The sequence below is a fragment of the Rhodobacter sp. NSM genome, from assembly GCF_052244495.1.
Classification (GTDB): Bacteria; Pseudomonadota; Alphaproteobacteria; order Rhodobacterales; family Rhodobacteraceae; genus Cereibacter_A.
Genome location: NZ_JBQPXH010000008.1, coordinates 41,589 through 55,145, shown reverse-complemented (window position 1 = coordinate 55,145; position 13,557 = coordinate 41,589). Strand labels below are relative to the sequence as shown.

General features: G+C 67.8%; 10 protein-coding genes and 1 pseudogene. 8 read left to right on the top strand and 3 right to left on the bottom strand.

Features of this window, described 5'->3' with window-relative positions:
• Positions 1-204 precede the first annotated feature (204 nt).
• The 3 genes and pseudogenes from ACTVZP_RS15420 to ACTVZP_RS15410 form a co-directional block, all read left to right on the top strand.
• Positions 205-777, top strand: coding sequence for a Tll0287-like domain-containing protein (locus ACTVZP_RS15420; RefSeq protein WP_443213053.1), 573 nt, complete (start codon positions 205-207; stop codon positions 775-777).
• Between the two features lie 729 nt (positions 778-1,506).
• Positions 1,507-1,851 (top strand): hypothetical protein, encoded by a 345-nt coding sequence (locus ACTVZP_RS15415; protein ID WP_443213052.1) that lies wholly within the window; start codon positions 1,507-1,509, stop codon positions 1,849-1,851.
• 1,006 nt (positions 1,852-2,857) lie between these two features.
• Positions 2,858-3,025 (top strand): annotated as a pseudogene (locus ACTVZP_RS15410) (ATP-binding protein); the annotation flags it as partial.
• A gap of 437 nt (positions 3,026-3,462) precedes the next feature.
• On the opposite strand, the gene ACTVZP_RS15405 reads toward ACTVZP_RS15410, so the two are convergent.
• From ACTVZP_RS15405 to ACTVZP_RS15395, 3 genes are read right to left on the bottom strand one after another with little or no spacing between them, the layout of a single operon-like run.
• The gene (locus ACTVZP_RS15405) at positions 3,463-5,754 is read right to left on the bottom strand and encodes a molybdopterin-dependent oxidoreductase (RefSeq protein WP_443213051.1); all 2,292 of its coding nucleotides are present in this window, start codon (positions 5,752-5,754) and stop codon (positions 3,463-3,465) included.
• Between the two features lie 3 nt (positions 5,755-5,757).
• On the bottom strand, positions 5,758-6,645 hold the full coding sequence (locus tag ACTVZP_RS15400) for a PCC domain-containing protein (protein WP_443213050.1): 888 nt from the start codon (positions 6,643-6,645) through the stop codon (positions 5,758-5,760).
• Entirely contained in the window at positions 6,629-7,501 is an 873-nt protein-coding gene (locus ACTVZP_RS15395) for an IclR family transcriptional regulator (RefSeq protein WP_443213049.1), read from the bottom strand. The genes ACTVZP_RS15400 and ACTVZP_RS15395 overlap by 17 nt, the downstream gene beginning before the upstream one ends.
• Positions 7,502-7,712: 211 nt before the next feature.
• Between ACTVZP_RS15395 and ACTVZP_RS15390 the strand changes: the two genes are divergently transcribed.
• From ACTVZP_RS15390 to ACTVZP_RS15370, 5 genes are all read left to right on the top strand, one after another.
• Positions 7,713-8,726 carry a TRAP transporter substrate-binding protein gene (locus ACTVZP_RS15390; protein WP_443213048.1) on the top strand — a complete coding sequence of 338 codons (1,014 nt, stop codon included), beginning with the start codon at positions 7,713-7,715 and terminating at the stop codon, positions 8,724-8,726.
• 108 nt (positions 8,727-8,834) lie between these two features.
• A complete protein-coding gene (locus tag ACTVZP_RS15385; protein ID WP_443213047.1) occupies positions 8,835-10,697 on the top strand; it encodes a TRAP transporter large permease in 1,863 nt (620 codons plus the stop codon).
• Positions 10,698-10,905: 208 nt separating this feature from the next.
• The gene (locus ACTVZP_RS15380) at positions 10,906-11,751 is read left to right on the top strand and encodes a transketolase (protein ID WP_443213046.1); all 846 of its coding nucleotides are present in this window, start codon (positions 10,906-10,908) and stop codon (positions 11,749-11,751) included.
• A complete protein-coding gene (locus tag ACTVZP_RS15375) occupies positions 11,748-12,752 on the top strand; it encodes a transketolase family protein (protein ID WP_443213045.1) in 1,005 nt (334 codons plus the stop codon). Before ACTVZP_RS15380 ends, ACTVZP_RS15375 begins: the two co-directional genes overlap by 4 nt.
• Positions 12,743-13,498: an SDR family NAD(P)-dependent oxidoreductase gene (locus tag ACTVZP_RS15370; RefSeq protein WP_443213044.1), complete on the top strand. Its 756-nt coding sequence runs from the start codon at positions 12,743-12,745 to the stop codon at positions 13,496-13,498. Before ACTVZP_RS15375 ends, ACTVZP_RS15370 begins: the two co-directional genes overlap by 10 nt.
• The last annotated feature ends 59 nt before the right edge of the window (positions 13,499-13,557 follow it).

Below are 13,557 nucleotides of genomic sequence, written 5' to 3'. Positions count from 1 at the left end.
AGGCGCGTCCTTGTCCCCGGGGCGCCCCGACGCGCTGCGGCCGTGTGACCTGATCACGTCCCCTTTCCGTCTTCTCCGCTATTCATGGCGGACGAGAGGCCCGGCCGGGCGTCGCGAGAGGCGGGATTACGCACCGGCAGGTGCGGGTCCTGCGCCTCTCCGACAGACCGGCAGGCTTTCAGCCGGATTGTGAGGGAGATAATGATGATGAACGCAATTCCACCGGCCTTCGCGCGCATGGCTCCGGTTTTCGGGATCATGAGCGCTCTGGCCACAAGCGCCGTGGCCGACACGTCGCCCGAGGCGCAGGCGCGGGCGGCCATCAAGCAGTTGCAGCTCTCTCTGCAGCTTGCGCTTGGCTATGCCATGCAGGAGGCCGGTCCGGAGGGCGCCATCGAAACCTGCAATCTCAAGGCCTTGCCGATCACGCACGAGATTTCGCAAGCCATGGGCGCCGACATCGGCCGGACGGCGCTTCGCCTGCGCAACCCGGCAAACGCGCCCGATGCCTGGGAAGAGGAGCAGCTCCGGTCGTTCCGCCAGCGCCTCGCGGCGGGAGAACCCGCCTCCACGGTCGCAGCGGTTCGCGAGGACGAGGAGGGGTTCCACCTCATGCAGGCAATCCCGATGCAGGCCCCCTGCGCCGTCTGCCACGGCACCGATGTCGACGCGACCCTGCGCGAGAAGATCGTCGCGCTCTATCCATCTGATCGGGCGACAGGGTTCGAGCCGGGCGAACTGCGCGGAGCCTTCACGGTGATGATCCCGCGCGAGTGAGGGCACGCCGGTCCCGGCGCGACCCGCAGCGGCAGCCTTCGGCTATGGACGTCTTGCGCGCTCGCGATTCCGCGCCCACAGCGACAGGCTGTGGGCATGGCTCCATTCCGGGACGGCATCCGAATTGGCTCTTTCATCGTGCAACAAGGCGGCCACGGCATCGGCCCGACGTCGGGCCGTCGTGCGTCCGGACGCGACTTGGTGACCTCAGCGCAATACCCTGAGCGCCATGGCCTCGGGCGTGACGGCGACCGCCGCAACCGCTGCGGGCGCGGGCAGCGGCATCCAACCGCCGTCCAAGGATCGCGCAGGAGGATGCCTTCCTGCCGCTGATAAGGGCGACCGTGTCGGTTGCCCGGCGTCCTATTGCCGCCTCATCGCGGCGATCCCTTGGCCGGTCGTCATGCAGCTTCTCCGAATCGAGCAAGCTTGGCTCAATATGGAAGTCACTGCATGGATGTGGGGGACAGGATGCAAGAGACACATCTGATAGCCGAATGCGACGAGGACGGCGGCGTGGCCTGGATCTGGAAATGGGACGGTCGTTCGGCGGCCCGCCCCGTGAATCCGGCTCGGGATGCCGACCTCGGCACGGGCGCGACCGTGCATGGAGCATCTGCCAACGCCGTGCGAGACTGGTTTGCGCATCCGGAGCAACACTGACCACGCAGCGCTTGTGACCGGGAATGCCGATGTATATACATTGCACAGGCATTTCACGAGGCAGTCATGAGCAAGCAAAAGAGGGAAAAGTCCGGGAAGAAGTCTGGTCAGTTGGTCATCCGCGTGATCAAGGCAGAGCGGGACGCGTTCGTCTCCCTCTGCGACGAGATGGACACCAGCGCCGCACGGGAGATCCGGCGGTTCATGCGGGGCTTCGTCGCCGAACACTCGGCGCAGTCGACCGTTGCGCAGCCGGACCCATCGAGCGACGAGGCAACGGAGGGCGCGGCAGCGGAGAATGACCCAACCGAGACCGCAGCCGAGGGCTCGCAGCCGGACGGCGCGCCTGACACGTCCGAGCCCGCCCCCAAGGCTGCCAAGCCCAGGGCAGGCAAGAAGAAGAACGGGTAATTGAAGGCCACGTGATCGTCGGACGGCGGAGGGCAAGGTCTTGCGGCCCCGCGGCCGAGGGTCAGTGCGACGCAGGGAGGTCCGTCGCCGGAGACACGACGGATCTTCCGGAGGCCCATTCTCGGCTCGAAGCGGTGAGCGGCTCAGTATGCGGCGCAGGGTCCGTATCGCGACGCCTATCTGCAGCGCCATGATGCGCAAAGGGACTACAGCTTGATGGTTGCCCAAGCTTGGCCGGAGGCTAGAACCGGCTAAGGCTCATGACGCAGAGCACTTTTCGAAGAGTGGTACCGACTCCCCGGCTCGAACGGGGGACCCCAGATCCAGAATCCGGTGCTCTCTATGAATTTCAATCACTTGCTGGCAAAAAAAACGTCGTGAGCGAAAACTCCTGCGAAAGGAAATGGTTGCTTAGCGGGACTGGCATTCGTCTTCCTCCTCTTCGGCATTCAGCCGTGTCACCGGCCGACTCGTCAACCGGACGTGTCGGCATGGGGGCGCTGAGAAGCGCATCTCGTACATCCCTGAGCAGGCGCCGGTAGGCCGCCGGTGCCCGGCGCGACGACGCATCACGCTCGCCCCTGTCGCGAGCCTGGCCCCCGCCGCGGCCTGCCTTGGCGCGCGGGATCCGGGTCGCACGCGAGATGATCGCAACGGAATCTCCGTCCCGGCCCCGCGTTCTCCTTGCCACGACGGGATTCCGGGAATGCCAAGGAGGACAATCGGAAGATCCAGGCTGACCCGGAACGTGATGGGCGAAACCCGGCCGGGGCGCGACCCGCGGCGGGTCTCCTGACCCGCCGCGATGCATTCGGATCAGGGTCGGCCGAACTGACTGATCACGTCCGCAATGCGGACGCCGTACCACGGGACGGCGGCATGGACATCTCGCGGCAATCCCATGGCTCCCGCCTCGTCCAGTCGCACCGAAGACACAGTCTCCAGCGTCGCGAGAACCCTTCCGAAACCAGCGGCAATCGGCTCGGGCTCTACGAGCGCACCTCGCACCAACCTCGCCTTGGGCGAATGGCCGACCGTCTTCGGTGACTCCAAAATGACCACGGCGCTCCTCGACCGGCCCACACACCACTGCGAGATCATCGAGACCGGCAACGAGAGCTGGCGCTTCAAGAACCGCGCTGACGCTCAACGCGACAGCCCGATCAGGGCCTGAGCCGCCTCCACACCCTGACCGTTTCGTCGGCTCAGGGCCTGATCTCGCGGAGCCGAGGGGGGTGAAAATTGGGGTCTGACTTCGGGTAACGGGGTCGTCTTCGTCAAGACCCTTGGCTCATTCGATCAGGTCCGCCCGAGCGGGGCTTCCAGTTCCCTTGCTGTTCGCCCTTCCTTTTGCCCATGAAAGGAACATCTGTTCCGACGCATTCCGCGGCGTGGGATATCCAAGGTAAGGACTTGCCGGCGAGGCGCAGCAAGCCTAGTCCTCACCGAGAAAATCCTGAGGAAAAGGAAAGGCGGCGAAGGCCTCGTCCTGAGGGAGGTTGGCCACGACCCTGTATCTCTTCGGTCTTCGATCTGGCCCCCGAGAGTGATCGTATGGTGCGCGGACCGCGGAGGCTTGCATGCTTTCCGTAGAGCCATTCGATCTGCAGGTCAGGCGGTCAGCAGCTCCGGGCGGTCGAAGGCCGTGACCCGCACCTCGGCATTGATCGGACCCCGCAGCTCGATGAGACAGGACTGAGCCGCGCAGCCCTGAGCGAGCGAGGAGGTTCCCACGTCCTGCGTCAGCACGTTGGGATTGCCGTGCTTCTCAAGGCCGTCGGGCTGCGGATCATACCAGGAGCCGGTCGCCATCCGCACCACGCCCTCCATGACGGCCGGGTTCACCCGCACGGCCCCGAGGCAGCGGCCGCGGCTGTTGAACAGCTCCACCACGTCGCCGTCCGAAAGGCCGCGCCGGGCCGCGTCGACCGGGTTCACATGCACGAGCTCGCGGTCGTCCTGCTTGGCGCCGCGGCTGTGCGGGCTCATGTCGAGCTGGCTGTGCAGCTTCTGCGACGGCTGGTCCGAGATCAGGTGCAGCATGCCCTCCGCCCGCCCGGGCGCGCCCAGCCATTCCCGCGGCGCACGCCATTCCGGGTGGCCCGAGCAGTCCGGGAGATCGAAGGAGGCGATGGCCTCCGAGAAGATCTCGATCTTCCCCGAGGGGGTGGAGAGCGGATGCGCCTCGGGATCGGCGCGGAACGCCTCGAACATCACCACGGGCGCCGCCTCGGAGGAGAGATCCACGAGCCCCTCCTCCCAGAAGGTCTCGAATTCGGGGATCGTCACGCCCTTCTCCGCCCAGCGGCCCCGCATCTGGCCGTAGAGATGGCGCAGCCAGCCCATCTCGTCGCGCCCCTCGCCGAAGGGCTCCGCAAGGCCCAGCCGCTCGGCCAGCGCGAGGAAGATGTCGTAATCGTTGCGCGCCTCGGCGAAGGGCGGCCGGATCTGGCGCATGGCCACGAGGAACCCCTCCTGCGAGGAATAGCCGAGATCGTTCCGCTCCATCGCGGTGGTGACGGGCAGCACGATGTCGGCCCGCTTGGCCGAGGCGGTCCAGAAGGGCTCGTGGATCACGATGGTCTCGGGCTTCTGCCACGCGGTCTCGAGCCGGTTCAGGTCCTGATGATGGTGGTAGGGATTGCCGCCCGCCCAGTAGATCATGCGGATGTCGGCATAGGTGCGCCGCGCGCCGTCGTGCAGGAACTCCGCCCCGGGGTTCAGCAGCATGTCGGCGATCCGCGCCACGGGGATGTAGCGCGCGACCGGGTTCATTCCTTGCGAGAGGGTCGGGCCCGGCAGCTTGCGGTGCGGCGTGCCCATCGTGTTGGCGGGCCCGTAGCCCGCGCCGAAGCCGCCGCCCGGCAGGCCGATCTGGCCCAGCATGGCCGCGAGCGTCACGAACATCCAGAAGGGCTGCTCGCCGAACTCGGCCCGTTGCAGCGACCAGGCGATGTTGAGCATGGTGCGGTGATCGGCCATCTCGCGGGCGAGGCGCACGATCCGCTCGGCCGGCACGCCCGTCAGCGGCGCGGCCCAGTCCGGCGTCTTGGCCACCCCGTCCGCCTCGCCGGTAAGGTAGGGCAGGAACCGGTCGAACCCCGTGCAATGGGTGGCGAGGAAGCCCGTGTCGTGCCGCCCGTCGGCCACCAGTTGCCACGCCAGCGCCAGCATCAGTGCCGTGTCGCTGTTCGGCCGGCACCGGATCCATTCCGCTTGGCAGACGGGATCGAGATTGTCCTCGCAGGGGCCGATGTTGATGAAGCGCACGCCTGCCTCGGCCATGGCATACAGGCCCGGCGTCACGCGGTGGAAGCCCGCCCCGCCGGGCGAGCTCTGCGCATTCTTGCGCGGCACGCCGCCGAAGGTGACAAACAGCTCGGTATGCTCAGCCATCACGTCCCAGGTCGTGTGCTGCGACATGAGCTCGTCCATTCGCGCGACGATGCGCGGCATGATGACATGGGCCGCCCCCAGCGAATAGGAGGCCGTATGCCAGACATAGCCTCCGGCCGTGTTCAGGAAGCGGTGCACCTGGCTTTGCGCATGGTGGAAGCGCCCCGCGCTGGCCCAGCCGTAGGAGCCGCCGAAGATCGCCTCGTTGCCATGGGTGCGGCGCACCCGCTCGACCTCGGCCGCGACCAGATCGAGCGCCGTTTCCCACGACACTTCGACGAAGGGCTCCTTGCCGCGCAGATGCGGATCCGCCCCCGGGCCCTTCTCGAGCCAGCTCTTGCGCACGGCGGGCCGGGCCACGCGGGTGTCGAGGATCGCGGGGTCGAGCTGATGCAGCCCGATCTCGGACGGATCGGGGTCGCCCGTCAGCGCGGCGAGCCGGGGCTCTCCGGCCTCATCGGCATGGACCTCGTAAATGCCCCAGTGCGAGGCGGTGTAGCGGGTCATCCGTCATTCCTCCTGGGCGGCCTTCAGCCGCTCGATGAAGACCTCGGCGCAGATCAGGACAGGGTTTTCGCCGCGGCTCGGACGGCCGCGATGGATCCGCCCCAGCGCGTCGATCAACGCGATCTCGAGGTCGAGGCGCGTGCCGGCCGCGGCGTCCCCGCCGAAGTGGCCGTTCAGACCGAGAATTTCCGTCGGCACTTCGTCGATTGCAAGCCCGTCCTCGAAGCGCGCGCCGACCGTGCTGCCGATCAGGCTGAGAATCCGCCCCTCTCGGATGCCGTGGCGGGCGGCGACGGTCTCCAGCGCCTCGACCAGATCCTCGTTCGGCCGCACGCGGGCGACGATCAGATCGCCCCCGGAGGGCGCGCCCGCCACCGGCCCGAAGAGCGTGAAGTTCGTCTCGGCGTCGGGGCGCGCCTCCATCGCCACCTCGCGGGCCCCGGCGAAGCCGATGGTGCCGTCCTCGGCGATCCGGCAATCGAGCGGCAGCACATGTCCGCCCATGGCCGTGCCGTCCGCATCCTGCCAGAGCACATGGCCATGCAGGAAGGGCGCGCCGTCGCGGGCGCCGTAGGTGGCCGTGCCTGTGCCGACCCGCACCGGCCCGGGGCGATGGTGCGTCTCGCTGTAATAGGCGACGTGATCGGGCGTGCGGGAATAGGTGGGCATCACGAAGTTCATCGGTCCGAGCACGAGGCCCCGAAGATCGAGCGCCGCGCTCCGCAGGCCCAGGGGCGCGAGGCCCGCCGCCACCGCCTCGATCAGCACCGCGCCCGCGGGCAGCACGATCTCGCCGCGCAGGAGCCCGTCGGCGAAGCTCTCGATCCGGTCCGGGTGCGGCGGACCGGGATGGACGAGCTGGCGCCCGCGGGCGTCACGTTGATGCTGCATGTCGTTGACTCCTCTCGCGGCCCCGGCCGGTCCGGGGCCCCTCCTTCGCCTCGCCCGCGGACGAGGCGCCTGTGCGTCCCTGCATGTCCACCGCGGCCACGCGCGCCTCGAGCTTGCGGGCCTCGGCCTTCAGCATGGCCATGATCTCGGGCTGGCGCTCGTCGTTCAGCCGGCTTTCGATGGCACCGATCGAGAGCGCCCCGATCACCGCGCCGGTCGGCCCGCGCACCGCGATGCCGATGGCCCAGGCCCCCTGGTGGAAGATCCCGCGGTTGATCGCGAAGCCGCGCTTGCGCGTCTCGGCCACGAGGGCGCGCAGCACCTGCTCGGTCAGCATCGGATAGTGGCTGGCGTAATAGCCCCGGTTCGCCTCGATCACCGCATCGACGTCCGCATCACCCAGACAGGCGAGGATCGCGATCCCGTGCGCGGCGACACCCAGCGGGTGTCGCTGCCCGATGTTGAGCACATGCGAGCGGATCGGATGCGGCCCCTCCTCGCGCAGCAGGCAGAGGGTGCTGTAGCCCTGCCGGACCGAGAAGAAGGCGGTGTCGCCCGACCGCTCGGCCAGACGGCGCACGGATTCGTCCGCGAGGCTGTGGGCGGCGAAGCGGTCCGCGGCGATGGTGCCGTAAAGGTAGGTCGAGACGCCGAGGTGGTAGCGCCGGCTGGCCTCGGACTGCTCGATCAGCCCCGCCCGGATCAGCGCCACCAGCAGCCGCCGCGCGGTGGGCTGCTTGAGCCCGGTGCGCCGCACCAGCTCTGCCAGCGTCGCACCTTCTTCGTGGCGCTCGGCCACGAGCGCGAGAAGCGCCGCCGCCCGGTCGATGCTCTGGCTGCCGGAGGATTCATCCATCACCGATTCCCGCTAAATAACTCCACATTGTGGAGCATATGATACTCTAAAGGCACTGTTAAACAACAATATTATTTTGCTTTCTCGCATTGATACGAATTTCATGCCCATGATATGGATAGTAAAGCCGCGGCGGGACCACCCGTCGGTCGAGCGACCACCGCGCCCGGAGGACCAAAAGGGGGCGCGCAACATCACCGGGAGGATCCACATGACGATCAACCGTCGCCGTTTCGTCGCGACCGCAGGTGGCGTGCTGCTCGCCGCCCCCTTCCTTCGGCCGGGCATGGCCCATGCCGCCGAATATTCCTACAAATATGCCAACAACTTCCCCGTCGGCCATCCGATGAACACCCAGATGGAGGCCGCGGCGAAGCGGATCTCCGAAGAGACCGACGGCCGGTTCGAGCTGAAGATCTTCCCGAACAACCAGCTCGGCTCCGACACCGACACGCTGAACCAGGTGCGGTCGGGTGCGGTGGAATTCTTCACGCTGTCGGGTCTGATCCTGTCGTCGCTGGTGCCGGTGGCCTCGATCAACGGCATGGGCTTTGCCTTCAAGGACATCGAGCAGGTCTGGCAGGCGATGGACGGCGAGCTCGGCGCCTATGTGCGCGAGCAGATCCGCGCCAACCGCCTCGAGGTGATGGACCGGATCTTCAACAACGGCTTCCGCCAGATCACCACCTCCAGCCGCCCGATCGAGGGTCCGGACGATCTCGCAGGGCTGAAGATCCGCGTGCCGGTCAGCCCGCTCTGGACCTCGATGTTCCAAGCGCTCGGCTGTGCCCCGGTCAGCATCAACTGGAACGAGGTCTACACCTCGCTGCAGACGGGCGTAGTGGATGCTCAGGAGAACCCGCTGTCGACCATCGACGTTGGCAAGCTCTACGAGGTGCAGACCTACTGCTCGATGACGAACCACATGTGGGACGGCTTCTGGATGCTCGCCAACCCGCGGGCCTGGCGGGCGCTGCCCGACGACCTCCAGGAGATCGTCGCCCGCAACATCAACCAGGCCGCGCTCGACCAGCGCGAGGATCTGACCCGGCTCAATGCGACGCTCCAGACCGAGCTGGAAAAGGACGGGCTGATCTTCAACAAGCCCGACACCGCCGCCATCCGCGACAAGCTGCGTGAGGCCGGCTTCTACAACGAATGGCGCAGCACCTACGGCGACGAGGCCTGGGCGCTCCTCGAGCAGGTCTCGGGCTCGCTGGCCTGATTCTCCGCCCGGGCGAAGACGCCCATCGCGCAGGACCGACCGGTCCGGCCCCCTCGGCCGGAACGGGCCGCGCGCATTTTTCCCGATGACACCAGACCGGGCAGATACATGACAACAGCAGAAGAGTTCCACGTGGGAGACCTCAGCGAGAACGACTCGGCGCGGCCGGGTTCGCGCTTCATGCGGCCGGTCGAGGCGATCGCGGCCCTGCTTCTGGTGGCGGTGATCGGCCTGCTGCTGACCGGGGTGGTCTCGCGCTATCTCGTCAACCTGCCCATCATCTGGATCGAGGAAGCGGCCTCGATCTGCTTCATCTGGCTCGCGATGCTGGGAGCGGCGATCTCGCTCGACCGCAACGAGCATCTGCGGCTCACGCTCTTCGTCCGGATGCTGCCGCGGCGCGCCGAGGAATTCGTCGAGACCTTCGCCATGGTCATCGTCGGCACCTTCCTCGTGGCGCTGATGCGCGACAGTTTCGAATATGCCTACGAGGAGTGGTTCATCACCACCGCGGCGCTGCATATTCCGAACACCTACCGCGTCGCCGCGATCCCCGTGGGCATGCTGGCCATGCTGGGGCTTCTGGTCATGCATCTCTTCCGCTCGAGTCGGCTTGCCGATGTGGCGATCTCGGTGGGGGCGATCGTGCTGATCTCGCTCGGCCTCTGGGCCCTCTCGCCCCAGTTCATCGCGATGGGTGCAACCGCGCTGCCGCTCTTCCTCGTGGTGATCGTGGGCGCCTGCCTCTTTGCCGGCGTGCCCATTGCCTTCTGCTTCGGGCTCGGCACGCTGAGCTATCTGCTCTTTGCCACCCACATCCCCACCTATGTCATGGTCGGGCGCATGGACGAGGGCATGTCGGGGGTGATCCTCCTGTCGGTGCCGGTCTTCGTGCTGCTGGGCTGCGTGCTCGATGCCACCGGCATGGGCAAGGCCATCGTGGGCTTTCTCTCCTCGCTCCTCGGCCATGTGAAGGCGGGCCTGTCGCATGTGCTCCTCGTCTCGCTCTTCATCGTGTCGGGGATCTCGGGCTCGAAGGTCTCGGACATGGCGGCCGTTGCGCCCGCGCTCTTTCCCGAGATGAAACGCCGCGGCAACAAGCCGAACGAGATGGTGGCGCAGCTCGCCACCGGCGCCGCGATGGCCGACACCGTGCCGCCCTCGATCGTGCTGATCGTGCTCGGATCGGTCGCGGGCATCTCGATCGCCGCGCTCTTCTCGGCGGGCTTCGTGGTGGCCATCGTGCTCCTCTTGTCGCTGATGGCGCTGGCGCGCTGGCGGGCGCGGCACGAGAACATGGAAGGGGTGCGCCGCGCGCGCTTCGGCGACGTGATCCGCCTGCTGGTCTTCGCCGCCCCTGCGCTGGTCCTGCCCTTCCTGATCCGCGCCGCCGTGGCCGAGGGGGCCGCCACCGCAACCGAGGTCTCGACCATCGCGGTGGTCTATTCGCTGGTGATCGGCGGCCTGATGTATGGCGGCTTCAGCCTCCGCGCACTCTACCGGATGCTGGTCGAGACCGCGGCCATGAGCGGGGCGATCCTGCTCATTCTCGGCACCGCCCTCTCGATGGCCTGGGCCATCACCCAGGCGGGCGTGGGCCAGACGCTTGCGGATTTCGCGATCAGCCTGCCGGGCGGCGCGCCCACCTTCCTCGTCCTCTCCATCGCGATCTTCCTCGTGCTCGGCTGCGTGCTCGAGGGGCTGCCCGCACTCGTGCTGATGTCGCCGCTCATGTTCCCCATCGCGCATCAGATGGGCATCAACGAGGTGCACTACGCCATGGTGATCGTGGTCGCGATGAACATCGGCCTCATGACCCCGCCCATCGGCATCGGCTTCTACCTCGCCTGCCGCATCGGCAATGTCTCGCCCGACAGCGCGATCCACGCGGTCTGGCCCTACGTGGCGGCCCTCATGGCGGGCCTGATCGTGATCGCGGCGGTGCCGGCGATCTCCACCGGGTTCCTCTGATCGTGCCGGAGGAGATGATTCCCCGCCCCGGCCTCCAGCCCGGGCCCGGAGCCGCCGCTGCACGCCTCGACGCCTCTGCCGAGGCAAACGTCTGGCCGCCTGCCGACAGCGGCCAGAGCGCAAGCGCAACCGGCGCCGCCACCAAATCACATATGGCCACCCTGCCCGTCGCGGCGGCGGTCGCCGGCTGACACGAAAGGAGACCGACATGACCGAGGAGGCTCACCTCCACAACAGCGGGCTGGCTGAGCGCGCGCACCGGGTGCGGCGCAATGCGCTGATCATGGCCGAGACGCAAGGACAGGGCTACATCGCCCAGGCGCTCGGCGTGGCCGATGTGCTGTCGGTGGCCTACTTCCACGCGATGAAGGTCCGCCCTGCCCAGCCCGACTGGGAAGAGCGCGACCGCTTCCTCCTGTCGGTGGGCCACTACGGCATCGCCCATTACGCGGTGCTGGCCGAGGCCGGCTACTTCCCCGAGGAGGAACTGACCACCTATGCCGCCGACGACAGCCGGCTGCCGATGTCGGGCATGACCTCCTACACGCCCGGCGCCGAGATGTCGGGCGGCTCCATCGGCCTCGGCCTGCCGATGGCCGTGGGCATGGGCCTCGGGCTGAAGCGCAAGGGCTCGAAATCCTTCATCTACACGCTGATGGGCGATGGCGAGCTGGCCGAAGGCCCGACCTGGGAGGCGGCGATCTCGGCCGCGAACTACGGGCTCGACAACATCATCGCGCTCGTCGACTTCAATCAGGTGCAAGCCGACGGTCCCTCCATGAAGGTGATGAACACCGAGCCCGTCTCGGCCAAGTTCGAGGCCTTCGGCTTCTTCGTGCAGCGGGTGGACGGCAACGACCTGCCTAAGCTCGTCGCGGCCTTCGACCGCGCGCGCGAACATCCCGGGCCACAGCCGCGGATCATCATCTGCGACACGCGGATGGGATCCGGCGTGGACTTTCTCGAAGGCCGCGAAAAGAGCCATTTCATCCGCCTGAACCCCGAAGACTGGGCGCAGGCCCATGCCGCGCTGGACGCAAGGAGAGCCCAATGACCACGGCCGCCCTCGGAAACCTCACGCCTGCCCTGAAGGCGCCGGACATCGCGGCCTCCTCGATCGACGAGGGCCACCGCACCGTCTCGATGCCCTTCGGCCGCGCCCTCATCAGGCTGGCCGAGACGCGGCCCGAGATCGTGGGCATGAGCGCCGATCTCGCCAAATATACCGACATCCATGTCTTCGCCGAGCGGTTTCCCGACCGCTTCTACCAGATGGGCATGTCCGAGCAACTCATGGTGACGGCGGCGGGCGGTCTCGCCAAGGAGGGGTTCATCCCCTTCGCCACCACCTATGCGACCTTCGCCTCGCGCCGCTGCTACGACTTCATGTCCCAGGCCGCGGCCGAGCAGCATGCCAGCGTGAAGCTCATCGGCGGCCTGCCGGGGCTCACGACCGGCTACGGCCCGAGCCATCAGGCCACCGACGACATCGCGATCTTCCGCGCCATGCCGAACCTCACGATCATCGACCCCTGCGACGCCTGCGAGATCGAGCAGATGGTGCCCGCCATCGCCGATCACCCGGGCCCGGTCTATGCCCGGATCCTGCGCGGCAATGTGGCCTCGGTGCTCGACGAATACGGCTACCGGTTCGAGATCGGCAAGAGCGCGCTCCTGCGCGGCGGCAATGACGTGCTGATCGTCTCGACCGGCTTCATGACGATGCGCGCCCTCGATGCCGCGCGCGACCTGAAAGCGGACGGGATCGACGTGGCTGTGCTCCATGTGCCAACGATCAAGCCGCTCGACGAGATGGGCATCCTGCGCGAGGTGCGCCGCGGCGGCCGGCTGATCGTCACGGCCGAGAACCACTCGATCGTGGGCGGGCTCGGCGATGCGGTGGCAAGCCTCATCGGCCGCTCGGGCCTTGCGACCGAGCTGCGCCAGATCGCCCTGCCCGACCGGTTCCTCGACGCGGGCACCCTGCCCGTACTGCAGGAGCGCTACGGCATCACCCGGAGCGCCATGTGCGAGAGCATCCGCCGATGGCTGTGAGCGAAGGGCGCTGCCTCGTCCTGACCGGCGGGGCCTCGGGCATCGGCCGCGGCATCCTCGAGATGGCGGTGGCGCAGGGCTACCGCGTGGGGGTGCTGGATCTGGCGGGCCCCGCCCTCGAGGCGGTGGCGTCCGAGTTCGCGGGCGCGGCCGTCCATTTCGCGGCCACCGACATCACCGACGAGGCGGCGGTCGAGGAGGCCTTCTCCGCGCTCGACGCCGCCTTCGGCGCGCCCTGGGGCGTCATCAACTGCGCGGGCATCGGCCAGAACACGCCCTTCGCCGAGACCACGGTCGCGCAGTTCCGACGCATCCTCGATGTGAACGTGATCGGCAGCTTCCTCGTGGCCCGCGCCGCCGCTGCCCGGATGAAGGGCGGGGCCATCGTCAACATCACCTCCGTCTCGGGCATTCAGGGCAGCACCGGGCGGGCGGCCTACGGCACCTCCAAGGGCGCGGTCAACACGCTGACCCGTATCCTCGCGACCGAGCTCGCGCCACAGGGCATCCGCGTCAACGCCATCGCCCCCGGCCCGGTCGAGACGCCGATGGCAGCCCGCTGGCACGACGAGGCCACGCGCCGAACCTGGGTCTCGCGCGTGCCGATGGGGCGCTACGGCACGGTGGACGAGATCGCCGCAATGGCCCTGACCCTGATCGACGACCGGATTTCGGGCTATGTGAACGGTCAGGTCATCGCGGTGGACGGCGGCTTCAGCAGCGCTGGGCTGATGGAGGCGGACTGACCGCCTGAAGGCCAGGGACCCACGCCGCCTCTCCGCCGGTCCCTGCATGGGTGAGGTGC

Excerpts from the sequence above, each read along its gene's own strand:
- ACTVZP_RS15395 (WP_443213049.1), bottom strand. The coding sequence starts at position 7,501 with ATGGATGAATCCTCCGGCAGCCAGAGCATCGACCGGGCGGCGGCGCTT.
- ACTVZP_RS15420 (WP_443213053.1), top strand. The coding sequence starts at position 205 with ATGATGAACGCAATTCCACCGGCCTTCGCGCGCATGGCTCCGGTTTTC.
- ACTVZP_RS15370 (WP_443213044.1), top strand. The coding sequence starts at position 12,743 with ATGGCTGTGAGCGAAGGGCGCTGCCTCGTCCTGACCGGCGGGGCCTCG.
- ACTVZP_RS15390 (WP_443213048.1), top strand. The coding sequence starts at position 7,713 with ATGACGATCAACCGTCGCCGTTTCGTCGCGACCGCAGGTGGCGTGCTG.
- ACTVZP_RS15385 (WP_443213047.1), top strand. The coding sequence starts at position 8,835 with ATGACAACAGCAGAAGAGTTCCACGTGGGAGACCTCAGCGAGAACGAC.
- ACTVZP_RS15375 (WP_443213045.1), top strand. The coding sequence starts at position 11,748 with ATGACCACGGCCGCCCTCGGAAACCTCACGCCTGCCCTGAAGGCGCCG.
- ACTVZP_RS15380 (WP_443213046.1), top strand. The coding sequence starts at position 10,906 with ATGACCGAGGAGGCTCACCTCCACAACAGCGGGCTGGCTGAGCGCGCG.
- ACTVZP_RS15400 (WP_443213050.1), bottom strand. The coding sequence starts at position 6,645 with ATGCAGCATCAACGTGACGCCCGCGGGCGCCAGCTCGTCCATCCCGGT.
- ACTVZP_RS15415 (WP_443213052.1), top strand. The coding sequence starts at position 1,507 with ATGAGCAAGCAAAAGAGGGAAAAGTCCGGGAAGAAGTCTGGTCAGTTG.
- ACTVZP_RS15405 (WP_443213051.1), bottom strand. The coding sequence starts at position 5,754 with ATGACCCGCTACACCGCCTCGCACTGGGGCATTTACGAGGTCCATGCC.